Here is a 24268-nt window from a genome sequence, read left to right on the forward strand (position 1 = left end):
TGTTTACAATTTTTAAAAACTCAAGTTGTTTAAGCGGATTTGGGTACAAATAAAAGACGACCTGGAATTGGTCGTCCTTAAGGCCGCATCTATGCTTCTTTTTTCTTCTTGGCAGCCGCTTTCTTTTTCCTTGGTGCGGCAGCAGGTTTTTTCTTTGTCCGATCGAGTGATGCCTGAAGAGCAGCCATTAAATCGGTAACGTTTGTTGCTGCGGCAGCCGGTTGTTTTTCTGTAGCTGTTACAGTCAATTGACCAGTACGCTTGTCCTCAATGAGTTCCATTAAAGCAGTTCTGTAATCATCATTGTATTTCTCTGGTTCGAAGTCTGTTGTAAGCTGGTCCACTAAAAGGAGTGCGGTTTTCAATTCTTTTTCGACCACTTTTTCATCGCTTGGGATATTCGGGACATCCTCCACTTTACGGACTTCATCAGGGAAGTGAATGGTCTCCATCAATAATGCATCCTTGTAAACACGTACAACAGCCAGTTGCTCTTTCGACCTTATGATGATTTTTGCGACCCCGATCTTGCCTGAATCCTGCAATGCTTTCCTTAAAAGTGCATATGCTTTTCCTCCACCAGTGTCCGGAGCCATGAAATAACTCCGTTCAAAGTAAATCGGATCGATTTCCTCCAATTTCACGAAGTCAATGATCTCAACCGCCTTTTCCTCATTTTCTTTTCGGAGGCGTTCGAGTTCTTCGGCATCTAATACAACAAATTTATTCTTTGAATACTCATATGCCTTTACAATATCCTCATTTTGAATTTCCTTATCACAAACGGGGCAAACTTTCTGATAGCTGATGGGTGAATGGCACTCTTTGTGAAGCTGCCTCAGTTTTATGTCTTTATTTTCAGTCGCGGCATGAAGCTTAATAGGGATATTGACTAACCCGAAGCTGATGCTGCCTTTCCATACTGTATGCATTCGATCACCTGCTTTTTTTCTTATTATGTAGAGTTCAAGTAAAACCATGTATAACAAGTTCACCACATCAAAAGCTAAGTGGACGATCACGAAGGTGGTGAACGATATGAAACCAATGCTTCTAACAGCAGCAGATGAATTGCCAAGCGGCAAGGACTGGGTTTTCGAAACGAAATATGACGGATTTCGTTGTATTCTGAATTGGGATGAAGACGGAATTTCTTTGATCAGTCGCAATGGAAAATCATTAAATGAGATGTATCCTGAAATCCTCCTCTTTTGTGAAGAAATAAAATCTCAAATGCTACCCTTTCTGCCCCTATCATTAGACGGTGAGATTGTATATTTGGTCAACGATTATAAAAGCGAGTTTTCGAAAGTTCAAACGAGAGGCAGGATGCGTAATCGGGATGTCATTGACCAACACGTTCAGAAATTCCCATGCCATTATGTAGTATTCGATCTTCTGAAAATACAAGGCGAAGAACAGGCAACAGATTCATTGACGAAACGAAAAACCTCACTGAAAAAGTTATTTAAACAATTGGGTCTACCTTTAAAAGTAGATTATTTAAACCAAATAAAACTTCAACTTGTAGAAGTATTTACTGATTCAGAAAGATTATGGCCGTTTGTCGTAAATTATGGCGGTGAAGGAGTAGTAGCGAAAAGCAAGAGAAGTATATATGAAAACGGAAAGCGGACTGACCGTTGGTTAAAGGTGAAGAATTGGAGAATCATAACGGTAGCCTTGACGAAATATGATAAAGTAAACTCCTATTTTTTTGGTGCGGTCAATAAAGAAGGTCAGTGGATCGAAATCGTCAATTTCCTCCATGGAATGTCTGATGAGGAAGTCAAAACGTTGGCTACACTATTTCAACAGAACGGAAAGAAGACTTCTTCTTCAATTTGGGAACTTGAGCCATCAATCTGTGCTAACGTCGGATGTATCGATTTTGATGGAACACATATGAGGGAACCGAGATTCCAATCCTTTAACTTTGAAAAGGGACCATTAGATTGTACGTGGGAAACGTTACAGCGTCAGCTCTATCCAATTCCGGAACGTGTGGAAGTCACCCATCCCGATAAACCGATTTGGCCAGAGATTGGGTATACGAAAGATGATTACTTGCTCTATTTACAAAAGATTTCTTCTTATATGCTGCCTTTTTTGAAAGACAGGTTATTGACAGTCATTCGCTATCCCCATGGTGTGACGGGGGATGTTGAACGTTTTTTCCAGAAGCATGCACCAGACTACTCTCCGGAATTTATACAAACAAAGCTTGTCGAGGATATTAACTATATCCTTTGTAATGACATTGAATCATTACTTTGGCTCGGTAATCAGTTGGCATTGGAATTTCATATTCCATTCCAGACTATTCATACTGAAAGGCCTACTGAGATTGTGTTTGATTTGGATCCGCCATCTGTACAAGAGTTTACCTTAGCCATAGAGGCAGGGCTACGGCTAAAGGCGATACTTGATCAGTTCGGACTCCACTCTTTTGTGAAGACTTCCGGCGGGAAAGGCCTGCAAGTGTACATTCCCTTGACAATGGACAGTTTTACTTACGATGAAACCGGAATATTTACGAAGTTTGTATGTGACTTTCTCGTTGAGCAAGAGCCCCAATGGTTCACGACGGAGCGGTTAAAAAAGAACCGGGGAAACAAGTTATACTTGGACTACGTACAGCACAAAGAAGGAAAAACGATCATCGCACCATATTCCCCAAGGGGAAATGAAGGCGGATTGGTTGCTACACCTTTGAAATGGGAAGAGGTCAATTCTAACTTAAGGCCAGGACAGTTTCCGGTTCCAGCAGTGTTGGACCGTGTAAGAACTATGGGTAACCTGTTCAAGGATTTTGACTATGTCAAAGAAAAGCAGCCATTTGGTGATGTATTGGATCAATTGAAGGAAATCGTTAAACACGGATAAGAGGTGGAAGGATGGAAAAGGGGAAAATTATGGATTTGGAAGTGGAAAACCCGATGATTACTGGAGAAGGACTGCCGGAGGAGCCACAGGAAGAGGAAATCTTATTCTCATGTGATCTTTGTCATCAGGAAATTTATGAAGGGGATTCCTACATTTACTATGCAGGAGATATTTTCTGCAGTTCACATCACTTAGGTGAACACTTGTTGAATCACGGATTGGCAGAAACAAGAATTGCGAAAAGAAAAGTATTTCACTAATTGAAAAAACCCTGCAGCCAATATGGCAAGCAGGGTTTTGTTGAGGTAAGATTACCGGCTGTAGAACTCAACGATAAGTGCTTCGTTAATTTCTGCACTCAATTCGCTGCGTTCTGGTAGACGTACGAATGTACCAACTTTGTTATCAGCATCGAAAGAAAGGTACTCAGGTACGTAGTTGTTAACTTCGATAGATTCATCAACTACAGTCAAGTTTTGGGATTTCTCACGAAGAGAGATCGTTTGACCTGGTTTTACGCTGTAAGAAGGGATGTCAACGCGTTTGCCATCAACCATTACGTGACCATGGTTGACTAATTGACGAGCTGCACGACGAGTGCGAGCAAGACCAAGACGGTAAACTACGTTATCAAGGCGAGTTTCAAGAAGGATCATGAAGTTTTCACCTTGTTTACCAGCCATTTTAGCAGCTTTATCGAAAGTAGTTCTGAATTGGCGTTCGTTGATTCCGAACATATGACGAAGCTTTTGCTTCTCTTGCAATTGCAAACCGTATTCAGAAAGTTTTTTACGTTGGTTAGGACCGTGTTGTCCTGGTGCATAAGGGCGTTTTTCTAATTCTTTTCCTGTACCGCTTAGGGAAATACCAAGACGGCGGGAAATTTTCCAAGATGGACCTGTGTAGCGAGCCATGTATAAGCTCCTCCTCTATTTTGGTTTTATTTTGTTGTAAAATAAAAACCAGAAGTGTTCAAGTCGATTGCCATTTTATCATCCTGCAACTTCGCCCCTGCAGCCAAGGGGTTACGCGATGCACCATTGGAAATCGATCCAAGGTATAAAATGAACAGATTGACACACACAACTGCTGCGTTTATTTTACACAACGAACATCATACCGCTTTTCCCATCTACTGTCAAGAGCATGAGAATTTTACTATAAATAAATCTTTCAAAATAGTCTAAAAGGTTTGAATGAGCTATACTTATGTTAATTATAAGAGGGATAATTATACGAGATAGGTGAGTGCGTTGAAAGACCTACTAACAATTGACCGGTTAAAAGTGGAAGTACTTGAGCTTTTGCTGGAAAATATGACTTCGGTAAATACATATGAAGAATGGTTTACCTTATTTGGCCCTCATTTTAACAGGTTCTTTAATATTCAACAGGCAGAATTCCTGGTTTTTGATAAAGAACGATTCGTTCCGATGAGATGGAATTATTCCACCGAGAAAAAATTGAACTCGGTCTCTTTGAGAGACTTAAAGGAAAAGGAAACAGAAGGAGAAGCAGCCGTCCTTTCGCTATTCCATGAACGGGGATTCGTTTATGCAGATGAAGTCGTTGTAATTAAAGACGACATATCAGGACCAATAGGCGTATTATTGCTGAAATCCACTGAGCAATGGAGAACTTTCATTGCCTTGCCTGAATCGCGACGCCAATTCATCGCACTTTTTTCTATGATTGTAGGAACTGTTAAACAATCGGTATACCGTATTAAACAAGAACGTAAGTATAAAAATTTGTATGCCGTAACCGAGTTGTTCCATTCAACAATGGATGTAGAACCGATCCTGAATGGAATTATCCGATCCGTAAAAAATACATTCCCAGACTTTGAAACGGAATTGATCTTGTCCAATGATTACGGCGAAACACTTCAAGGGATAGTGAGAAACCTTCATTATACATCGGAAAGGGATTCTACTTTAGAGGCATATGTTTCAGGTAATATGACGACCGAACAAGCTCCTGAACTAAACGCACGTCTTTTGAACGTTCCGATCAGGGGAAGACAGGCGATTTATGGAATACTTCAATTGGCAGCTCCTTATGATTATTTATTCTCGAACAGTCAGATGAATTATATTGGAATGCTTGCCAAGACTGCTGGAAATGCACTTGAAAATGCAAAGCTTTACCAGCAATCGCACCAATTGATTTCAGAATTACAGCTTATAAATGAAACTTCACAAAAGATGAATTTAAATATCAGCTTGGATGAGAAGCTGCATTATTTGCTTGAGCAAATGGATATATCGTTCAAGCCTTCGCAATCGGGATTTATACTATACGATCATGAGCGGGAAGGATACAATATCATCGGATTAGAGGATGGATTCATCTCATTCAACGGTGGACGTTTCATCTTCTACGCTGAAGATCATTTCAAAGAGACAGATGAACCGTTATTTATAGCCGATATTAAAAAGCAAGGATATGTGGATGCGGAGTACCGTTCGATGATGGCTGTCCCATTATTGGAACACGGAAAAGTAATCGGATTCTACCTTGTACTGCATCGGGAACCTTATTATTTTTCATTTGAAAATTTCAAGCTCATGCAATCCATGATCCAGCATTCTACTTTGGCCATCACGAACTCAAAGCTTCGCGAGCGGCTTCAGGAAATGGTGGATAAAGATTATTTAACGAAACTTTACTCAAGAAAGTATTTTGACCGATACGTACAATCATCATTTGAAAAGGACGAATCTGGTGTCCTACTAATTATGGATGTAGACAATTTTAAAACGGTCAATGATCGATACGGTCATTTAAAGGGCGATGAAGTGCTGATTCAAATCTCTGAGCGTATTCATACAGCTTGCGAAGAATGGAACGGCATTGGAGTCAGGTGGGGTGGAGAAGAAATCGGAATTTATCTCCCAAGCTGTCGTATTGATGTAGGGACAACGTTCGCAAGACAATTACTAACGGATATTCCCCAGTTGACCAATCCATCTGTAACGGTTTCGATTGGACTAACAGAGTGGAACCAAAAGAACGTACTCCAAACATCTGAAATTTTCCACCAGGCTGACTTGGCACTCTACGAAGCGAAAAATTCTGGAAAGAACCAGATGAGAATTTACGGGACAACCAATTCCTTGCAATAAGGGTAGGTTGTCCCTTTCATTTTTTCCAGTAAACGAATAGAATAAGAGAAAGGGGATTATGTAAGCGTTTACAAAAAGGGGAGGTTTTTATATGTTGAAAGATGGTATGCATATGGAAACAATTGCAATCCATAAGGGGTATGATGCGTCGAAACATGAGGGGAGCTTGTCGGTTCCGCTATTTCAAACATCGACTTTTTCATTCCCCGATGCAGAGTCCGGAGAGCTCAGGTTTTCGGGACAGGAAGAGGGGAACATTTACTCCCGGTTAGGAAATCCGACTGTCCGAGTTTTGGAAGAACGGATGGCGGCACTTGAGCATGGGGCGGCTGCACTCGTGTTCGGTTCCGGAATGGCTGCAGTTAGTTCTGTGTTGATCTATGTGACAAAGGCAGGAGATCATATCCTTTGTTCTCGGGGAATCTATGGCTGTACGTTTGGTCTTTTAGAGATGATGGAAGATAAATACAGTATTACACATGACCTTATTAAAATGGATACAGAGGAAATGATCGAAGCCGCTTTAAAACCTGAAACCGTTTGTATTTATGTGGAAACGCCGATCAATCCGACGATGGAACTTGTTGATTTGGAAGCAGTCCATAACGTGGCTAAACGTCATGGCCTAAAAGTGATTGTGGATAATACGTTCTCTTCTCCATATTTGCAAAATCCAATTCTAATGGGTGCAGACTACGTCCTTCATAGTGCGACGAAGTATATCAATGGACACGGAGATGTCATAGCCGGAATCCTGGTAGGAGCAGACGAAGAGGATATGTCAAAATTGCGTTTAACTGTTCAAAAAGATGTGGGGGGAATTGTATCACCATTTGATGCATGGCTCATGATTCGAGGACTGAAGACGCTCCATGTCAGAATGGACCGTCATGTGTCGAACGCGGACCGGCTCATGCAATTCTTGAAAAAGGAAAAATTAGTGGAAGACTTATATTATCCATTTGATCCGAACAACCCGCAATATCCGATTGCTGTTAAACAGATGAAGTCAGGAGGCGGCATCATTTCATTCTCTGTCATGGGAGGAAAAGAAGGAGCGCGCCACTTCATGAACAGCTTGGGACTCATCAAAATAGCCGTCAGCCTCGGTGATGCTGAAACTTTGATTCAACATCCTGCAACGATGACTCATGCAGTAGTACCGGAAACTGAACGCCAAGCAATGGGAATCACTGATTCATTGTTAAGGCTGTCGGTAGGTTTAGAGCATCCGGATGATTTGATAGAAGATTTGAGGATGGCCTTCAAATGCTTGAACGAATATTTAAGCACCCAGGATTCTTCTGCGGCTGTAATATAGTGAAAAAATAACACATTTGCCACTCCTGATTGCGGGGGTGGCATTTTATATGGATAATGATGAATATATGTATATATTTGGATGGTGGAAGGGGAGGTACTATGCAGCTGACGATTAAAGGAGTTGGGGAACAAGTTCATGTTCTTTCACACTTACTGGCTAAAAACCCAGTAAATCTATATGAACGTGTACAAAAGGATCATCTTGTCCGGTTATTCTTTTCAAAATTTAGTGAAAATGAGGTAGAAGTTACGGTATTTGTAACACCTGACCCACTTGTATTAGTGAACGGAACGGACAAGGCCTATGATATTACTCATTATATTAACGATCGCGAATTCGTGGTAAGTAGTATCTTTACTTCTCTAATCCGTTCGGCTCTTGCCACTGGTCTTAACGGAAAACCGAAAGAGGAATATGCCGAATGGGTAAGTCATCCTTTCGATTTGACCTTTTCATTCGGACCTGTAGCAACAGATTTAGAAGAACTGACGATTCGTGAACTGTTTGAACCATTAGGATACACTGTTCTTTTCGAAACTGAAGAGCCTGATTATACATTTTCTCTAAAAGAGCGAAGTTCAGCCCTTTATATATCAGTACGTGGGAACGTCACACTACAAAATGGATTACAACAATTATTCATACTCATTCCGTTGTTGGATAACTACAAACATTACTATATCGATGAACGGGAAATTGAAAAACTTGAACGATATGGGGAAGGTTGGTTAGAGCATCATCCTCTGAGAGAAGTCATCATCCGGAAAACATTACGGTTCAAGGAACTATATAGTCATTTTGGATTAACAGATGTAAGAAGAGTAGAACATATACCTTTAAACGAACTGCGCTACGAGAGAATCGTGGAGAAAGTGAAGAGCTTATCTAAAAGAAGGAAAATAGTCGATTTCGGGTCTGGAGAAGGGAAACTTTCAGCGAAATTAGCCTTTGTAGATGGGGTGGAGGAAGTGTTGGCGGTGGAGCCCTCCACATCTGAAACTGTTAAGGCTGTTAAGCGCTTCGAACGACTGAAAGAAGAGAAAGAGGGGTTCATCGAGCCCATTCCGCTTTGGGGATCAGTCTTTTACTTTGACGAACGTCTTCAAGGAAAAGACGTCATGATCCTTTGTGAAGTGATTGAACATTTAGATGAGGAGCGGCTTCCAAAAGTGATGGAACTCATTCTGAATCAATATATGCCGGCTACTTTGATCATCACTACTCCTAATAATGAATTTAATGAAGTATATGGAATGGAAGAAGAGCGGCGGCATGAGGATCATCGGTTTGAGTGGACGAGGGAACAATTCAAGGATTGGTGCAATAAGGTCAAAACTGATGACTATTTCGTCGAGTTTGAGGGAATTGGCGACATTGATCGAGTAAAAGGAACACCGACTCAAATGTGCACATTTACCCGGAAGGAGGAAACCCTTTGAAGATTCAATTTCCGCACGCAGGTATCGTTATATTAGTTGGACCGTCTAATAGCGGAAAAACAACATACCTCCAACAATGGATTGATCAAGGGATTTTGCTTCGAACGGAGATAGTCAGTTCTGATGAGTTCCGGTTAGCAGTAGGGGACACGGATTTTATCTCATGGACAAATCGCCCTAAGGACGAGGCTGACGCTCTCTTTGAAGAATACCAAACCATTTCAGGAGAGGCTTTCCGAATGATGGAAGAAGTCATTAAGGCAAGGTGTAGATTGAATAAGCTGACAGTCGTAGATGCTACACACTTATTCGCTGAAGATCGTAAACGTTATGTTGCATTGTCTAAACAATTCCATGTGCCTATTACTGCCATCGTATTGGATATACGTGATGAGACTTTATTCCATCGAGATCAGATAAGGGATCAACCGAGAGGAATGAAAAGGGTAAGACAGCAAATACACCATTTTAAAAAGGGATTAAGATCGATAAATGGAGAAGGCTTCCACTCGGTGTATAGGATTGGCGAGAATGAAGAATTAGAAATTTCACGCCGTATAAATCCGCTTTACATTGATGTGGGAAATGGGATTGATTTCATAGGCGATATTCATGGCTGCTTTGATGAATTGATCAACTTACTGACAAAGTTAGGGTATGAAGAGAAAGCTGGATTTTATATTCATCCTGAAGGTAGAAGGTTCATGTCTGTTGGAGATGTTATGAGCAGAGGGCCAGAATCGTTGAAGACGATGTTGTTCTTTAAGAAGCATATCGAAAATGGCTTGGCTTTTATGACTGACAGCAATCATGGATGGAAAATTGCCCGTTGGTTAGAAGGACGGAATGTTACTTTAAACCATGGGGATGAATGTGTTGAAGCCGAAATAGGAGAATATGAAAGACAATATGGGCAAGAGGAAGCAAACCAACTGAAGGCTGAATTGAAGTCGTTTCTATGGGAAGCACCATCCCATTACGTCATAACAAAGAATGGTGTGCCGACTGTAGTTTGTACACATGCAGGTATCAAGGATGAATGGATTGGAAAAGAATCAGAACAAATTTCTGACTTTTGCCGATATGGAGATACAGATGGAGTGGATGAAACGAATAGACCTATTCGAAAAGACTGGACCGTACATCATAAAGGAAGTTTGCTGATAGTCTGGGGACACGATCCGAAACCACAACCCCAATTCATAAATCGAACATTGAATATCGACCAAGGGGTTGTATTTGGAGGAAGACTTACTGCTTTTCGATATCCCGACGGAGAAATTATGAGCGTCCAAGCAAAAATAAACTATTCCGGTTATGAAGATCACCCGTTAGCAGAGTGGAAGCGGAAAAGGTTTAATTTGCCTAATATTGCTCATTTCTTAAATGGATATACCGTTAATACGCAAGACTTAGGAGATGTGAAAATTCCTTCCAATCAAGTGAAATCGGCGATCGATTCCGTTTCGCGTAACACCCTTCCAATTGAAAAGCTTTTTTATATTCCGCCGACAATGAGTCCCACTCCTGAACCTTCGGCTTTAAATGACTACTTGGAACATCCTCAGGAGGCAATCAATTACTATCGAAATCATGGAGTGACAAAACTAATCGCAGAGAAAAAGCATATGGGCAGCAGAGCAATTATGATTATATTCAAAGACAGTCAAGCCGCTGTCAAGTCAATTGGCACAGCAACCAACGGAGTCATTTATACAAGAACAGGCAGACGTTTTTTCGATCAGGATACCGAAAATAATGTGGTTCAAATAATCGTAGACGAGCTGAGAGAAAAAGACTATTTTGAGCACTATGAGACAGATTATGTTTGTTTGGATACTGAAATCATGCCATGGAATTTAAAAGCTAAAGATCTAATCCGAAAACAATATGCCCATGTATCAGAGAATGCTTTGCTGGACCGTTCAAAACTAATCGAACGGTTACAGCAGTCTGAATTTACAGATGTTCGCGATTGGCTTTCAATCTACGATATGAAATTACAGAATGCTCATGTTTTCAAGGAAGTGTTCCAAAACTATTGTTGGAATGTGGAGGGGATAGAGAAGATTCAAATTGCCCCATTCCATGTGTTAGCCCATAGCAATCAGACTTTTTTCGATAAGCCTCATTTATGGCATATGGAGATGAATCGCAAACTTTCTGCTGGATCTACACTGTTTGTTGAAACAGACTATAAGATCATATCCAATCCATCTGATGATTTAGAAATTATAAAATGGTGGGAAGAGATGACAAAGGAAGGTCATGAAGGAATCGTCATTAAGCCGGAAATATATATTTCAACATATAAGGGAAGATTACTGCAGCCTGCCATCAAAGTTCGTGGACGTAAGTATTTGTCGATAATATACGGTATGGATTATTTAGAGCCGGCCAATCTAATCCGTTTGAAGAAGCGTAATACGAATAAAAAACAAAAGAATGCATTGAAGGAATTTGCTTTAGGAATTGAAGGAATCAAACGTTTTGTTGAAAGGGATTCTATTGAGAGGATACATGAATGTGTATTAGGAGTCTTAGCGTTAGAATCAGAACCCGTAGATCCCAGATTATAAGAAAAAAGAGCAGGCAACGAATGCCTGCTCATATCTTTGTAAATTAAATATAATTCACCAATACCTCGACAAACTTCTCAAGCCCTGCACGATCTTCTTCGGAAAAACGGTTTTTTTCAGGGCTATCGATATCTAATACTCCGATTACTTCTCCATCTTTAATAATAGGAACAACAATTTCAGATTGGGAAGCTGCATCGCATGCGATGTGGCCAGGGAAAGCGTGGACATCGGGTACGAGCATTGTTTCTCTATTAGCAACAGCTGTTCCGCAAACTCCTTTGCCGACTGCAATCCTTACACATGCAGGAAGTCCTTGGAAGGGTCCAAGCACCAACTCGCCATTCTCCATTAAATAGAATCCCACCCAGTTAATCCGGTCTAAAAATTGGCCCAGTAAGGCGGAAGCATTGCTCAAATTGGCAATTCGATTAGGTTCGTCTTCCAACAAAGCTTTCAGCTGTTTGGATAATGTATTGTATTGTTCGGAAAGTTTTCCGTCGTAAGCTGATTTCGTGAACATAGGAACACCTCATTAATCTTCATTTGTAATTAGTATAGACAGTTCTAAATCTGCTCGCAATTAAAAAATGCTGACTGATTTCGACAACTTTGAATACAATTCTTCAATTTTCTTCATTTTCCCCATACAAAAATTGATATTGAACAACTATAATGGAATAATAGATAAGTATATAGTCAAACTTGCATTGGATTTGGAACAGGGGGCTTATGATGGAATCGATCATCATTGGAATCATTATACTGATTGCGATATTAACTGTTTCATGGTTTATGAGACGTAAACATATAAGTATCATAGCAAAACTGGAGAACGATAAGCTACAAATTCAGAACCGGCCGATCTTGGAGGAGATGACGAAAGTCAAACAGCTCAACATGAACGGCCAAACTGAGGAAATGTTTGAACGGTGGAGAAATTCCTGGACTGAAATCATGGATATACATATGCCGAAAATAGATTCACTTCTCTTTGATGCAGAAGAAATGCTGGACCGTTTCCGTTTTAGAAGAGCCTCCCAAATTGAGCTGCAAATTGGCGAAGAGATAAACTTCTGTGATGAACAGATGAATACGATCTTACGTGAATTGCATGAACTGATTGGCAGCGAGGAAAAAAACCGAAATGAAATCGATCAACTCCATGAACAGTATCGAAGTGCCCGAAAAACCCTTCTTGCTCATCAGCATTCATTTGGTGTGGCGCTGGATGCATTAGAAAATAAACTGGAAGAATTCAAACCATTGTTAGAACAATATGATGAATTGACCGGACACGGAGATTATTTGAAGGCAAGAGAGATTGTACTACTCCTTTCGGAAAAAGGTGACCAAGTATTCCATCTGATTCAAGACATCCCGGTTATGCTATCTGATCTACAACAAAAAATCCCTGCCTCCATTGCAGACTTGCGAGGCGGACAGCGTGAAATGGAAGAGCAATCTTACTATTTGGAACATTTGCAGCTTGAACAGAAATTAGGCGAAATGGATGAGGAATTGAATTCCTTGAAATTGCAAATTGCAGACTTGGATGTTGAACCTGTAAAAGTACGGCTCAATGAAATGAAAGATGAAATCGAGTCCATTTATGATCTTTTGGAAAATGAAGTAATGGCAAAACAATATGTCGACCTTCACTATTTGTTAACAAAAGATAAATTGGAAGAAGTAACTACTATCACTCGATCAACGAATGATGAAGCACTTTTGGTACAACAAAGTTATAGATTATCTGAAAAAGAAGCGGAACTTCCGAAAGAAGCATTAAAGAATTTGGAAGAGTTCCATAAGCGGTATGAAATTATTGGTGAACGGATGGAAGAAGAACAGCTTGCTTATTCGGCCCTACAATCTGAGATTCAGGAAATATCAGATGAGCTCGACCGGATTGAAAGCGGCCAGAGAAACTTCGCGGAGCGGTTGAAGAGTTTACGTGAAGATGAAATTGTTGCCCGTAATAATCTTGAGGTGCTTCAGAAATTGCTTCAGGAAACGGATCGGAAGCTTCACAAAGCGAATATTCCTGGAATCCCTGAAGAAATGGATGCAAGACTTGAAGAAGCGGAAGAACATGTATACGTAGTAATGCAAAGCTTACAGGAAATTCCTTTGAACATGAACCTTGTCACTAACTACTTGGAGAAAGCTGATAAGTGTATACATGAAGTAAAAGCGAAGGCAGACGAAATGCTTGAAAATGTGATGCTAATCGAGCGGATTATTCAATACGGTAACCGTTACCGTGCACATAACCCGGAGATGAATGCTCGGCTTTTAGAAGCAGAGGAGGCATTCCGCCAGTTTAGATACGCAAAAGCGCTTGAAGATGCCGGAACGGCTGTAGAGGAATTTGAACCAGGCGCAATGAGAAAAATCGAACTACTTGTCAAACAGGAAGCATAATGGACATAATAGAAGAAATGGCCACCGCACAGTTTCGTGCTGGTGGCTTTCTTTTCGAAAGGGCTGGAACCGATGATCTATCTTGATAATAGTGCTACAACGAAGCCTCGAAAGGAAGTAATGGACACGTTTGTTAAAGCGAACGAGGCATTTTATGCGAATCCTGCTTCATTGCATGGAATGGGAGTAGAGGCGGAACGTCTGCTGACAGGTGCAAGACAACAAATCGGCAAACTGTTACTAACAGAAGCTGAGAACATCTACTTTACTTCCGGAGGAACGGAATCTAATAACATGGCTATTTTCGGAATTGCACGGGCAAATAAAAAAAGAGGACGGCATGTCATGACCTCAGTCATTGAACACCCATCTATATTGGAATCATTTAAACAATTGGAGCGGGAAGGGTTTGAGGTCGACTATCTGTCTGTAAACCGCAATGGTCAAGTATCTTTGCAAGAATTAGAAAGTAAATTACGTCAGGATACAATACTTGTCAGTATCATGCATGTCAACAATGAAATAGGAACCATTCAGCCTATCGCCGAAATCGCCGAAGTGATACATTCACATTCACGGGCGTATTTTCATTCGGACTGTGTTCAGAGCTTTGGGAAACTGCCTGTAAATTTTGAGGGAGTGGGTCCCGATGCCATAACAGTATCTGGTCATAAAATAAATGGTTTGAAGGGTACTGGGTTATTGGCCTTCCGTCATAAAATTCCGTTTGAACCCCTTCTTTTCGGTGGTGGACAAGAATCTGGCATGAGAAGCGGTACAGTTTCAGTTCCAAATGCTGCCTCTCTCGCAAAAGCTATGCGATTGTCAGTCGAGGAAAATCGTTCGTCTAATTTTCAAAAATGGAAAAAGGAATTGATTTCCTTCTTTTCACATTATGAATTCATCCGGATTATAACACCATATGAAAGTGCACCACATATTCTATCAATTTCCTTTAGAGGTATTAAAGGTGAAGTGCTTGTTAACGCACTCGAGCGCCAAAACATATATGTATCAACTTCAAGTGCTTGTTCTTCACGAAATACTAAGACGAGTCACGTTATTGGGGCAATTCATATGGAAGATGAATTCGTAAATGGAGTCATCCGCATCAGTTTCGGTTTATACACTACCGACGATGATATTGAGGATTTCAAGTCAGCATTCTTGCAGGCAATAAGCATAATTAAAGGAGAACATCTCTAATGAAATGGACCAAAATACTAATAAGATATGGTGAATTGACAACAAAAGGTAGAAACCGGAAGCAATTCATTGAATCGCTAAGAAGAAATATAAAACAAACTTTTTCCGATTTGGACACATTAAAAATAAATGCTGAGCGTGATCGGATGTTTTTATCCGCAAACAAAGAAGAAGAAATGGAGCAACTGATCAAACGACTTCCTTCGGTGTTCGGAATCCATTCTTTCAGCCCTGTTGCAATTTGTGAACCGGAATTGGGCAAGATAAAAGAAAAAGCGGTTGAAGTGATGGAGACGTTGGAGTATGAAGGGAAATCCTTCAAAGCAACTGTCAAAAGATCTGATAAGTCATTTCCGCTTGAAACAAACGAACTTCTCCAGGAAATTGGCGGATTTGTACTAAGTAAATTTCCCGAAATACATGTTCAGATGAAGAAACCGGATATTGAGCTAATCGTAGAAATTAGGAAAGAAGCTGCGTTTATAATGGCTGAAGTCATTCCTGGCCCTGGAGGAATGCCAGTCGGTTCGAACGGAAAATCGTTGCTTATGCTTTCTGGCGGTATCGATAGTCCGGTCGCAGGTTACTTTATGATGAAACGCGGAGTGAAAATTGATGCGATTCATTTTCACAGTCCACCTTTTACGAGCGAACGTTCCAAAGAAAAGGTAATGGACTTGGCTGAACGCTTAAGCAGATTTGGTTCCGAAGTTAGACTTCACGTAATACCTTTTACGAAAATACAGCAAGAAATTCACCGCCAAGTACCGGAAAATGTTTCCATGACATCAACGAGGCGATTAATGCTCCAAATTGCAGATGAAGTTCGTGACGATATTGGAGCGAAAGCCATTGTGACAGGTGAGAATTTAGGTCAAGTTGCTAGCCAAACGCTTGAAAGTTTAACTGCTATTAATGCGGTAACATCTACACCTGTTTTGCGTCCGCTTATTACGTTTGATAAGTTGGAAATCATTGATGTTGCAAAAAAAATCGACACATATGATATATCAATTCTACCGTATGAAGACTGCTGTACCATTTTTACACCGGCAAGTCCTAAAACAAAACCGAAACTTGAAAAAGTGGAGTTTTATGAAGGATTCACTGATTTCAGCGAAATGATCAGTGAAGCAATACAAAACCGGGAGATTATAACTTTCCCTCGTAAAGAAGAGCAATCATTTGAAGATTTACTCTAAACTATGCATGATTTACCACCTCCAAAATGAGAATGAAAAGTTCTAAGCTGTACATTCTATAGTCACAAGGAGGTGAGAAACATGCCGAATAGCAATTCTAATCAGCTTTTAGTACCGGGGGCACGTCAAGCTCTTGAACAAATGAAATACGAAATTGCACAAGAATTCGGAGTGCAACTTGGCGCAGACGCTACAGCGCGTGCTAACGGTTCCGTTGGCGGAGAAATCACAAAGCGTTTAGTGCGTCAAGCGCAAGAACAAATGGGCGGTTACCAAGGATAAAAAAATAACGGTCCGGCAGCTTACGAGCTGCCGGCCTTTTTGTTTGAAAAAAATTCTCTTAATATTATCTATTTTTGAAATAATAAAATCATAGGTATATACTTAAATTAGTGATTTTAAAGGAGGTTTCTGGATGAAACGTGAGGAACTGATAGCACCGGAATGGTATAACTTAGTAGAAGAAGTTGAGAGATATGCCACTGATGAATCTCAATTGGCGCTGATTTGGGAAGATGAAGCGGGTAACCGAAAAGAAATCAGCTATTATAACCTCTTAAAAGAGACTAACAGGGCTGCTAATGTTTTTTCTAATGAAGGCCTAAAAAAGGGCGATGTAGTATTAGTCATGATCCCCCGGCTCATTGATGCCTACATAGTGTACTTGGCTGCATTAAAGTCAGGGATAGTCGTCATCCCAAGTTCCGAAATGCTTCGCTCAAAAGAAATAAGTTATCGACTTCAGCATTCTGGAGCGAAGGCGGTTGTTGCGTATGAACCGTTCATCGATCAATTCAGTAGTGTTGACGAACTGGAACACATTAAACAGTTCGTAATCGGGAATGGGACAGGTGATTGGATTTCACTTACTGACGAAATGAAAAAAGTGAGCGATCAGTTTGAATCTCCAAAAACTAAAAATACCGACATGGCTTTCCTTTCTTACACGAGCGGCACTACTGGAAAACCAAAGGGTGTTGTCCATACACACGGCTGGGCATTCGCTCATCTGAAAACAGCGGCACCACATTGGTTAGGGATAAATAAAGGTGATCTTGTATGGGCAACTGCTGGCCCTGGTTGGCAAAAATGGATCTGGAGTCCGTTTCTATCTGTGTTAGGCAGTGGTGCGACAGGATTTGTGTATAATGGAAAATTTAAACCGGAAAAATACTTGCAGTGTATACAGGACAATAAAATCCAAGTCCTTTGCTGTACACCAACAGAATATCGATTGATGGCGAAATTGGAATCGCTCCGTACATTTGACCTTTCTTCATTACATAGCGCAGTTTCCGCAGGGGAACCGTTGAACCGTGAAGTGATTGAAACTTTCCAGGAACTTTTTGGATTAACTGTACGTGACGGATATGGACAAACAGAAAATACATTGCTTGTCGGAACAATGGAAGGAATGAATCCACGTCCAGGTTCAATGGGCAAGCCGACTCCAGGCAATCGTGTGGAAATTATCGATGAGGAAGGGAAACCTTGTGAAACCGGGGAAGTTGGGGATATCGCAGTTCATATCGAAACTCCTGCATTGTTCAAAGAATACTTCAAAGATCCGGAACGCACAAAAATGCAATTCCGTGGCGATTATTATGTGACTGGCGACCGGGCAAAGAAGGATGATGACGGTTATTTTTGGTTTGAGGGGCGTGGTGATGATATCATCATCAGTTCTGGTTATACCATCGGTCCTTTTGAAGTAGAGGATGCATTGACGAAGCATCCGGCTGTTAAAGAATGTGCAGTCGTAGCAAGTCCGGATGAAATTAGAGGAAATATCGTGAAGGCATTCATCGTCCTTCAAAATCCATCCCAAAAGGATTCTCCGACATTAGTCAAGGAATTGCAAGATCATGTAAAACAAACTACTGCCCCTTACAAATATCCAAGGGCGATCGAATTTATAGAAGAATTACCTAAAACAGCATCCGGCAAAATCCGCCGGGTAGAATTAAGAAATACAGAATCAGCTCAAAAAGTTAAAGGATAATTAGAAAATAAACAATGTTGACAGCCTTTGAAGGCTGTCTTTTTATATGCAGAGGTGTAAGATATAGATTGTTCAGCGTTTTTGAAATGAGGGTTCAAGATGAATGAAGAGAGAAAAGGGATTATTTGGGCGGCAAGTGCTTATCTATTATGGGGATTCTTCCCGCTTTATTGGAAAACCATCAGCCAAGTTTCAAGTGGAGAAATATTAGCGAGCAGAATCTTTTGGTCTTTCATTACCACACTCTTAGTGGTCATGATTCTCGGAAAACGAAAAGAATTATTATCGGATATCAAAGGATTAATGAAGGATCAAAGACAAATGCTCAGTCTGATTTTGGCTGCACTTCTCATATCCATTAACTGGTTTTTATACATATGGGCAGTAAATACTGACCGAATTATAGAAACGAGCTTAGGTTATTACATTAATCCACTTGTGTCAGTATTGATTGGTATTGTATTCCTAAAGGAAAGATTGGCTAAAGCCCAAATCGTCGCATTTTTTATCGCTTTGGCTGGTGTTTTGATCATGACCTTTGCGTATGGCCGATTTCCATGGGTGGCGTTTTCTTTAGCACTCAGTTTCGCTTTTTACGGACTTATAAAAAAGACAGTTAAACTCGAAGCACTTAGAGGCTTGACGATTGAGACTTTGTTTATCGTTCCGTTGGCGGTAACATACTATATTTTTTTATTCGCCAAAGGTGATGCTCAATTTCTTCACACGGACCGTTTAACTGACCTATTATTAATGTTGAGTGGTGCAGCTACAGCGATTCCTCTTCTCTTGTTTGCAAAAGGGGCTCAAAGAATTCCGCTCTACATGATCGGGTTTCTGCAATACATTGCCCCGACTCTTATGTTACTCTTAGCTGTTTTAGTATATGGAGAGAATTTCGGGAACGTTGATATCCTTTCATTTTCTTTGATTTGGCTATCGCTTCTCCTGTTTTCATATTCAACTTTCAAGGGTAATCGGAACAAAGTGAAAATAAATTAAGTTATTTTGAAACAATTCTACTGTTCATTCGTAAAGTTTAGTGGTGGAAAAGGAGGATACATATGAATTTAAAAAGATGGATTGCGCTTGGCGTAGCCGCTTTACTTTTAGTTATTTCAATTGGAGTCAATACGCTGAGTTCCATGCTAAGTAGCGATTTCACTTCAATTTTTGAAGAAATGATGGCTACATCGAACACTGCAAGTGAATATGTGGTTGAGGATGGCAGTGTATCTGATCGAATTGCCGTGCTTACAGTAGATGGTGTTATTCAAGACACCGGACAGGCAACGTCTTTGTTCGCTACTGCCGGTTATAATCATCAATTCTTCATGGACCAGCTTGAAATGATTAAAGAAGACAACTCTATAAAAGGGGTTGTATTGAAAGTCAATTCACCTGGGGGCGGAGTTGTAGAATCTGCTCAAATTTATGACAAAATCATGGAAATCAAAGAAGAACGGCAAATTCCGATTTACGTATCAATGGGGGCAATGGCTGCTTCCGGAGGTTACTATATTTCGGCTCCCGCTGATAAGATTTTCGTCAATAAAGAAACAATGACAGGTTCAATCGGAGTTATTTTCTCAGCCTTGAACTACGGTGAATTTGCCGACAAATACGGTTTTGACTTTATTACGATCAAAACGGGTCCATACAAGGACATGGGCAGTGCAACTCGTGAAATGACAGAGGAAGAACGGGCATTGTTCCAAGAAATGGCGAATGACTCCTATGAGACCTTTGTTGATGTCATCGAACAAGGACGTGGGATGTCAGAAGCGGAAGTTAAAAAGATTGCGGATGGTCGTATTATGAATGGACGTCAAGCGGTTGAATCCGGTCTTGCAGATGACTATGGTTATGCGGAGGATGTTGTGGCAGCCATTAAAACGGATCTTGGTATAGAAAACGCCCAAGTATTTGAGTACGGTATTAACCAGGACTTTACTTCATTGTTCGCCATGAAAGCTTCGTCTCTGTTTGGCGGCAGCTTGGAAACGGAACTGATGGGCCAATTGCTCGCAGATTACAGCGCACCACGAATGATGTATTTATATGGTGAAATGTGAGGTGACAGGAAATGAGTGAATTGAATGGGAATCACCCAGAACAATCACAGAAGGAAATGGGTGAATTGAGTAACCATCATTCAGATCGTACACAACCAGTGCCAATTCCGGAAAAACCTCAATACGATGTGAAAATAGTTGAACAATTCGTTTTGAAATATGCAGGTTTTTGGACACGGTTTTGGGCTTATTTAATAGACATGATCGTTTTATGGTCCATCGGCAGGCTGTTGGTCTATCCGATTTTCCGGTTGGCAGGTTGGGAAATAGCAACCGATGTTTGGTATGCACCAATCACTATTATTACAGCTGTGATTTTCTATTTATATTTTGTATTAATGACTAAGTTCTTTGGTCAAACGGTCGGGAAAATGATTTTGGGAATAAAAGTAGTGTCTTTGAATGGCAAATCGTTGTCCTGGTCGACGGTTCTTTTCCGTGAATGGGTAGGGCGTATTATTTCTTCAGCGTTTCTAATCCTTTATTTCTTGTATTTCCTTGTCGCATTTACCCCCAAAAAACAAGGAGTACATGATTTTATAGCGGATACAACGGTTGTCCATGAAAGTTCCTATATGAAACAAATGAAAAAAATATTTAAGAAACGTGAAAGTTTGTCCGAGTTGCAAGAGCCGAACGCCTTTTAGTAAGATGAAGGAAAGGAGGGCTTCAACATGGCTAACGTAACGTTTAAAGGTAATCCCGTAACTCTGCTTGGGAAAGAAATCAATGTAGGGGATCAAGCACCAGATTTTACAGTATTAGATAATAATATGAATCCAGTTACTTTACAAGATTCAAAAGGAAAAATCCGATTGATCAGTGTTGTTCCATCCATTGACACAGGCGTATGTGATGCTCAAACTCGTAAGTTTAATGAGAGTGCAGCTGAACTAGGTGAAGATGTTGTTGTACTAACAGTTTCGGTCGATCTTCCATTTGCACAGAAAAGATGGTGTGCAGCAGCTGGTATTGAGGCTGTCCAAGTATTATCCGATCATCGTGATCTTTCATTTGGTGAAGCATACGGTGTAATTATGAAAGAACTCCGTTTGTTGGCACGTTCTGTATTTGTAGTCGATCAGAATGATCAGGTTACATATGTGGAGTACGTACAAGAAGGAACAAACCACCCAGATTATGAAAAGGCAATTGAGGCTGTAAAACAACTGACTGGAAAGTAACAAGGAAACCCACTCCACCGAGTGGGTTTCTGGCTTGAGAGGGAGTAAGCATGCAAACTAATGTAGAAGTCATTTTTAGCTTTTTGGACAAGGAAGCAGTCAAGCATTCGGAAAACGGTGAAATGCCGTACTTGGAAGGTGTTCTCTTAGCTGCAGAAGATTGGCTGGATGGACAGGGTCCAGATGTGAAAACTCCAGCAAAAGAGGAAGTAAGAAAGGGATTGCAATTGGCAATCTTGAAGGGGATGAAAGAACATTCCCAGCCTCATCATCAGATGACGCCTGACTCGCTTGGTCTACTGCTCGGATATTTGGTTGAGCAATTTACGAAGGACAAAGAACAGATTTCGTTATTTGAACCAGCCGTGGGAACAGGGAATCTTTTGTTTACAATTATGAATTATTTGGATGGTAAAGTTTCAACTGCTTCAGCAGTGGAAATTGATGAAACGTTGATTCAGCTAACTGCTGTTTCCGCTGACTTGCTTCAGCAACCGGTAGATTTATACCGTCAGGATGCACTGCAGCATCTCTTGATTGATCCAGTAGATGCAGTAATCGCGGATCTACCTTACGGGTATTACCCTGATGATGCGACCGCTGCCGGTTATGAGTTGAAGGCTAAAGAGGGGATGTCTTATGCTCATCATTTATTTATCGAGCAGTCCATCCGCCATACAAAAGATGGGGGCTATCTTTTCTTTTTAGCACCTGCTTCTATTTTTGAATCTGAACAAGCAACTGAACTATATTCATTTTTGAAGAAATATACATGGATTCAAGCGGTCTTCCAGCTTCCAGGTAATATGTTCAAAAACAAAGCTTTGGAAAAAAGTATCCTCGTCCTACAAAAAGCGGGCGATAGAGGAAGTGCACCAAAAGACGTATTGCTTGGACAAGTACCAAATATGTCGGAAAAGCAACCGATGGCCCAATTTTTCGCTAAGGTCGAAGAATGGATTGAGGAAAATAAGTAGGGAATGATCACAAAAACCCGATGTGAGGTCTCACATCGGGTTTTGCATTTAAAGAGTTTCTTCTGTTCGAACTACGAGTACATCGCATTTTGCTGTACGGACGATCATTTCTGATACACTACCGATCAAGAATCGTTCCATAGCGTTCAAACCAGTCGCACCACAAATTATCAAATCAATTTCATGCTTCTTCGGGAGGTCCTTCGGTATGAGCACCTTCGGGGAACCATATTCGACCACCATGTTTACATTTTGGACGCCTGCTGCTTCAGCCTCTTTCTTATAACCTTCCAATAGTTCAAGTGCAAACTTCTCTGCACGTTCTGCAATTGAACGGTCATAAGCTTCAATGGAAGAGTATGAACGAGTATCAATGATGTTGACAAGATTGATAGTTGCTTGGTTCCTGATTGCAATACCGACAGACTTTTTAAAAGCCCATTCCGCTTCTTTAGACCCATCAACTGCTACTAATATTTGTTTGTAGTTTAATGACATAATAATCATCCTCCCTGACAATATATTAACTACATTCGACATCCAACAAACATTTCCCTCTTTTATTGACGTTATGCGAGAAATCTCTAAAAATTATGGAAGCATTTTCAAAGAGTATTTGATAGAATGGAGGTGCAGTTAAAGTAATATTATTATTTTAGTATTTGGGGGTTATGAAATGCGTATTGGTGTTCCTAAAGAAGTTAAGAATAACGAAAACCGCGTAGCGATGACACCAGCCGGCGTCGTCAACTTGAAACTATCCGGCCATGAGGTTGTGATTGAATCAGGAGCGGGGCTTGGCTCTGCATTTACTGATGAAGACTATCGCGAAGCGGGTGCTGTGATTGTACCGACAGCGGAAGAGGCATGGGCTCAAGATATGGTCATGAAAGTTAAAGAGCCAGTTCCGTCCGAATATAACTATTTCCGAGAAGGACTTATTCTTTTTACATACCTTCATTTAGCACCGGAAATTGAATTGACCCGCCAATTGATGGAGAAAAAAGTCGTTGGTATAGCCTATGAAACTGTACAGCTTCCAAATAATTCATTGCCACTTTTAACACCGATGAGTGAAGTTGCAGGTCGTATGGCTACACAAATCGGGGCTCAGTATCTTGAACGCATTAACGGCGGTAAAGGGATCTTGCTTGCAGGCGTTCCAGGAGTTTCACGTGGTAAAGTAACCGTGATTGGTGGAGGTATTGCCGGAACGAATGCGGCGAAGATTGCTGTTGGCATGGGAGCACAAGTTACCGTAATCGACTTGAGTCCTGAACGATTGCGCCAATTGGACGACCTATTCGGTGGGGATGTTCAAACGTTGATATCGAACCCATATAATATTGCTGAATCTGTGAAGGAATCCGATCTTGTTGTAGGTGCTGTTTTAATACCTGGTGCCAAAGCACCGAAGCTGGTTACAGAAGAGATGATTCAATCTATGATGCCTGGTTCAGTCGTGGTGGATATCGCAATTGACCAAGGTGGTATTTTTGAAACATCTGATCGAGTAACTACGCACGATAACCCGACATATGAAAAGCATGGAGTAGTCCACTATGCGGTTGCGAATATGCCAGGAGCGGTGCCTCGTACATCTACGATGGCTTTGACGAATGCGACGGTTCCTTACGCACTTCAAATTGCTAATAAAGGCTTTAAGCAAGCTTGCTTAGATAATCCTGCCTTATTAAAAGGGCTTAACACGTTAGATGGCCATGTTACGTATAAAGCAGTGGCTGAAGACCAAGGGCTTGAATATGTACCGGCTGAGAGTCTGTTAAACCAATAATAAAACCTGAAAAGGATCTGCTCCCTTCTTGAGAGGGAACAGAT

At 40.8% G+C, this 24268-nt stretch carries 22 protein-coding genes; 17 read left to right on the forward strand and 5 right to left on the reverse strand.

Annotated features, from left to right (window positions below):
* Positions 1-89: 89 nt before the first annotated feature.
* Positions 90-932, reverse strand: a complete 843-nt coding sequence (gene ku, locus ACFOZY_RS04895) for a non-homologous end joining protein Ku (RefSeq protein ID WP_378152887.1) — start codon at positions 930-932, stop codon at positions 90-92.
* Between the two features lie 106 nt (positions 933-1038).
* On the opposite strand from ku, the gene ACFOZY_RS04900 reads away from it, so the two are divergent.
* A complete protein-coding gene (locus tag ACFOZY_RS04900) occupies positions 1039-2886 on the forward strand; it encodes a DNA ligase D (RefSeq protein ID WP_378152889.1) in 1848 nt (615 codons plus the stop codon).
* A gap of 11 nt (positions 2887-2897) precedes the next feature.
* Positions 2898-3146, forward strand: a complete 249-nt coding sequence (locus tag ACFOZY_RS04905; RefSeq protein ID WP_378152891.1) for a hypothetical protein — start codon at positions 2898-2900, stop codon at positions 3144-3146.
* Between the two features lie 51 nt (positions 3147-3197).
* Here the strand turns inward: ACFOZY_RS04905 and rpsD are convergent, their stop codons facing one another.
* Both rpsD and ACFOZY_RS04915 read right to left on the reverse strand, forming a co-directional pair.
* The gene (rpsD, locus tag ACFOZY_RS04910; RefSeq protein ID WP_378152893.1) at positions 3198-3800 is read right to left on the reverse strand and encodes a 30S ribosomal protein S4; all 603 of its coding nucleotides are present in this window, start codon (positions 3798-3800) and stop codon (positions 3198-3200) included.
* Positions 3801-3826: 26 nt separating this feature from the next.
* Positions 3827-3994, reverse strand: coding sequence for a hypothetical protein (locus ACFOZY_RS04915; RefSeq protein ID WP_378152895.1), 168 nt, complete (start codon positions 3992-3994; stop codon positions 3827-3829).
* A 136-nt stretch (positions 3995-4130) separates the two neighbouring features.
* Here ACFOZY_RS04915 and ACFOZY_RS04920 point away from each other — a divergent pair, with 136 nt between their 5' ends.
* The 4 genes from ACFOZY_RS04920 to ACFOZY_RS04935 all read left to right on the forward strand — a co-directional run bounded on the left by ACFOZY_RS04920 (position 4131) and on the right by ACFOZY_RS04935 (position 11356).
* The gene (locus ACFOZY_RS04920; protein WP_378152897.1) at positions 4131-6014 is read left to right on the forward strand and encodes a sensor domain-containing diguanylate cyclase; all 1884 of its coding nucleotides are present in this window, start codon (positions 4131-4133) and stop codon (positions 6012-6014) included.
* Between the two features lie 91 nt (positions 6015-6105).
* Positions 6106-7335, forward strand: coding sequence for an aminotransferase class I/II-fold pyridoxal phosphate-dependent enzyme (locus ACFOZY_RS04925; RefSeq protein ID WP_378152900.1), 1230 nt, complete (start codon positions 6106-6108; stop codon positions 7333-7335).
* Between the two features lie 101 nt (positions 7336-7436).
* Positions 7437-8777, forward strand: a complete 1341-nt coding sequence (locus ACFOZY_RS04930; RefSeq protein WP_378152903.1) for a hypothetical protein — start codon at positions 7437-7439, stop codon at positions 8775-8777.
* Positions 8774-11356 carry a polynucleotide kinase-phosphatase gene (locus ACFOZY_RS04935; protein ID WP_378152906.1) on the forward strand — a complete coding sequence of 861 codons (2583 nt, stop codon included), beginning with the start codon at positions 8774-8776 and terminating at the stop codon, positions 11354-11356. The genes ACFOZY_RS04930 and ACFOZY_RS04935 overlap by 4 nt, the downstream gene beginning before the upstream one ends.
* A 43-nt stretch (positions 11357-11399) precedes the next feature.
* Here the strand turns inward: ACFOZY_RS04935 and ACFOZY_RS04940 are convergent, their stop codons facing one another.
* Complete coding sequence (locus tag ACFOZY_RS04940) at positions 11400-11879, reverse strand: GAF domain-containing protein (protein ID WP_378152908.1); 480 nt, start codon at positions 11877-11879, stop codon at positions 11400-11402.
* A gap of 182 nt (positions 11880-12061) precedes the next feature.
* Between ACFOZY_RS04940 and ezrA the strand changes: the two genes are divergently transcribed.
* The 10 genes from ezrA (at position 12062) to ACFOZY_RS04990 (ending at position 22429) form a co-directional block, all read left to right on the forward strand.
* Positions 12062-13783, forward strand: coding sequence for a septation ring formation regulator EzrA (gene ezrA, locus ACFOZY_RS04945; protein WP_378152910.1), 1722 nt, complete (start codon positions 12062-12064; stop codon positions 13781-13783).
* Positions 13784-13855: 72 nt separating this feature from the next.
* Positions 13856-14989 (forward strand): cysteine desulfurase family protein, encoded by a 1134-nt coding sequence (locus ACFOZY_RS04950; protein ID WP_378152912.1) that lies wholly within the window; start codon positions 13856-13858, stop codon positions 14987-14989.
* Positions 14989-16191 (forward strand): tRNA uracil 4-sulfurtransferase ThiI, encoded by a 1203-nt coding sequence (thiI, locus tag ACFOZY_RS04955; protein ID WP_378152914.1) that lies wholly within the window; start codon positions 14989-14991, stop codon positions 16189-16191. Before ACFOZY_RS04950 ends, thiI begins: the two co-directional genes overlap by 1 nt.
* 81 nt (positions 16192-16272) lie before the next feature.
* The gene (locus ACFOZY_RS04960; protein ID WP_378152916.1) at positions 16273-16473 is read left to right on the forward strand and encodes a small, acid-soluble spore protein, alpha/beta type; all 201 of its coding nucleotides are present in this window, start codon (positions 16273-16275) and stop codon (positions 16471-16473) included.
* A gap of 133 nt (positions 16474-16606) precedes the next feature.
* On the forward strand, positions 16607-18193 hold the full coding sequence (gene mbcS / locus ACFOZY_RS04965) for an acyl-CoA synthetase MbcS (protein ID WP_378152918.1): 1587 nt from the start codon (positions 16607-16609) through the stop codon (positions 18191-18193).
* A gap of 99 nt (positions 18194-18292) precedes the next feature.
* Entirely contained in the window at positions 18293-19195 is a 903-nt protein-coding gene (gene rarD, locus ACFOZY_RS04970; RefSeq protein WP_378152920.1) for an EamA family transporter RarD, read from the forward strand.
* Between the two features lie 62 nt (positions 19196-19257).
* Positions 19258-20268, forward strand: coding sequence for a signal peptide peptidase SppA (sppA, locus tag ACFOZY_RS04975; protein WP_378152922.1), 1011 nt, complete (start codon positions 19258-19260; stop codon positions 20266-20268).
* An 11-nt stretch (positions 20269-20279) separates the two neighbouring features.
* The gene (locus ACFOZY_RS04980; protein ID WP_378152924.1) at positions 20280-20915 is read left to right on the forward strand and encodes an RDD family protein; all 636 of its coding nucleotides are present in this window, start codon (positions 20280-20282) and stop codon (positions 20913-20915) included.
* A gap of 27 nt (positions 20916-20942) precedes the next feature.
* On the forward strand, positions 20943-21452 hold the full coding sequence (gene tpx / locus ACFOZY_RS04985; RefSeq protein ID WP_378152926.1) for a thiol peroxidase: 510 nt from the start codon (positions 20943-20945) through the stop codon (positions 21450-21452).
* A 50-nt stretch (positions 21453-21502) separates the two neighbouring features.
* Complete coding sequence (locus tag ACFOZY_RS04990) at positions 21503-22429, forward strand: class I SAM-dependent methyltransferase (RefSeq protein ID WP_378152928.1); 927 nt, start codon at positions 21503-21505, stop codon at positions 22427-22429.
* Between the two features lie 48 nt (positions 22430-22477).
* Here ACFOZY_RS04990 and ACFOZY_RS04995 read toward each other — a convergent pair whose 3' ends face one another.
* Positions 22478-22927, reverse strand: coding sequence for a universal stress protein (locus tag ACFOZY_RS04995; RefSeq protein ID WP_378152930.1), 450 nt, complete (start codon positions 22925-22927; stop codon positions 22478-22480).
* A gap of 178 nt (positions 22928-23105) precedes the next feature.
* On the opposite strand from ACFOZY_RS04995, the gene ald reads away from it, so the two are divergent.
* A complete protein-coding gene (gene ald, locus ACFOZY_RS05000) occupies positions 23106-24224 on the forward strand; it encodes an alanine dehydrogenase (protein WP_378152932.1) in 1119 nt (372 codons plus the stop codon).
* Positions 24225-24268: the final 44 nt, after the last annotated feature.

Origin of the sequence: Chungangia koreensis (genome assembly GCF_042651785.1) — a bacterium.
Taxonomy (GTDB): domain Bacteria; phylum Bacillota; class Bacilli; order Bacillales_A; family Planococcaceae; genus Chungangia; species Chungangia koreensis.

What these genes read in the sequence shown, in the direction of transcription:
- ku (WP_378152887.1), bottom strand. Translation starts at nt 932, where the DNA reads ATGCATACAGTATGGAAAGGCAGCATCAGCTTCGGGTTAGTCAATATC.
- ACFOZY_RS04900 (WP_378152889.1), top strand. Translation starts at nt 1,039, where the DNA reads ATGAAACCAATGCTTCTAACAGCAGCAGATGAATTGCCAAGCGGCAAG.
- ACFOZY_RS04905 (WP_378152891.1), top strand. Translation starts at nt 2,898, where the DNA reads ATGGAAAAGGGGAAAATTATGGATTTGGAAGTGGAAAACCCGATGATT.
- rpsD (WP_378152893.1), bottom strand. Translation starts at nt 3,800, where the DNA reads ATGGCTCGCTACACAGGTCCATCTTGGAAAATTTCCCGCCGTCTTGGT.
- ACFOZY_RS04925 (WP_378152900.1), top strand. Translation starts at nt 6,106, where the DNA reads ATGTTGAAAGATGGTATGCATATGGAAACAATTGCAATCCATAAGGGG.
- ACFOZY_RS04930 (WP_378152903.1), top strand. Translation starts at nt 7,437, where the DNA reads ATGCAGCTGACGATTAAAGGAGTTGGGGAACAAGTTCATGTTCTTTCA.
- ACFOZY_RS04940 (WP_378152908.1), bottom strand. Translation starts at nt 11,879, where the DNA reads ATGTTCACGAAATCAGCTTACGACGGAAAACTTTCCGAACAATACAAT.
- ACFOZY_RS04950 (WP_378152912.1), top strand. Translation starts at nt 13,856, where the DNA reads ATGATCTATCTTGATAATAGTGCTACAACGAAGCCTCGAAAGGAAGTA.
- thiI (WP_378152914.1), top strand. Translation starts at nt 14,989, where the DNA reads ATGAAATGGACCAAAATACTAATAAGATATGGTGAATTGACAACAAAA.
- ACFOZY_RS04960 (WP_378152916.1), top strand. Translation starts at nt 16,273, where the DNA reads ATGCCGAATAGCAATTCTAATCAGCTTTTAGTACCGGGGGCACGTCAA.
- mbcS (WP_378152918.1), top strand. Translation starts at nt 16,607, where the DNA reads ATGAAACGTGAGGAACTGATAGCACCGGAATGGTATAACTTAGTAGAA.
- rarD (WP_378152920.1), top strand. Translation starts at nt 18,293, where the DNA reads ATGAATGAAGAGAGAAAAGGGATTATTTGGGCGGCAAGTGCTTATCTA.
- sppA (WP_378152922.1), top strand. Translation starts at nt 19,258, where the DNA reads ATGAATTTAAAAAGATGGATTGCGCTTGGCGTAGCCGCTTTACTTTTA.
- ACFOZY_RS04980 (WP_378152924.1), top strand. Translation starts at nt 20,280, where the DNA reads ATGAGTGAATTGAATGGGAATCACCCAGAACAATCACAGAAGGAAATG.
- tpx (WP_378152926.1), top strand. Translation starts at nt 20,943, where the DNA reads ATGGCTAACGTAACGTTTAAAGGTAATCCCGTAACTCTGCTTGGGAAA.
- ACFOZY_RS04990 (WP_378152928.1), top strand. Translation starts at nt 21,503, where the DNA reads ATGCAAACTAATGTAGAAGTCATTTTTAGCTTTTTGGACAAGGAAGCA.
- ACFOZY_RS04995 (WP_378152930.1), bottom strand. Translation starts at nt 22,927, where the DNA reads ATGTCATTAAACTACAAACAAATATTAGTAGCAGTTGATGGGTCTAAA.
- ald (WP_378152932.1), top strand. Translation starts at nt 23,106, where the DNA reads ATGCGTATTGGTGTTCCTAAAGAAGTTAAGAATAACGAAAACCGCGTA.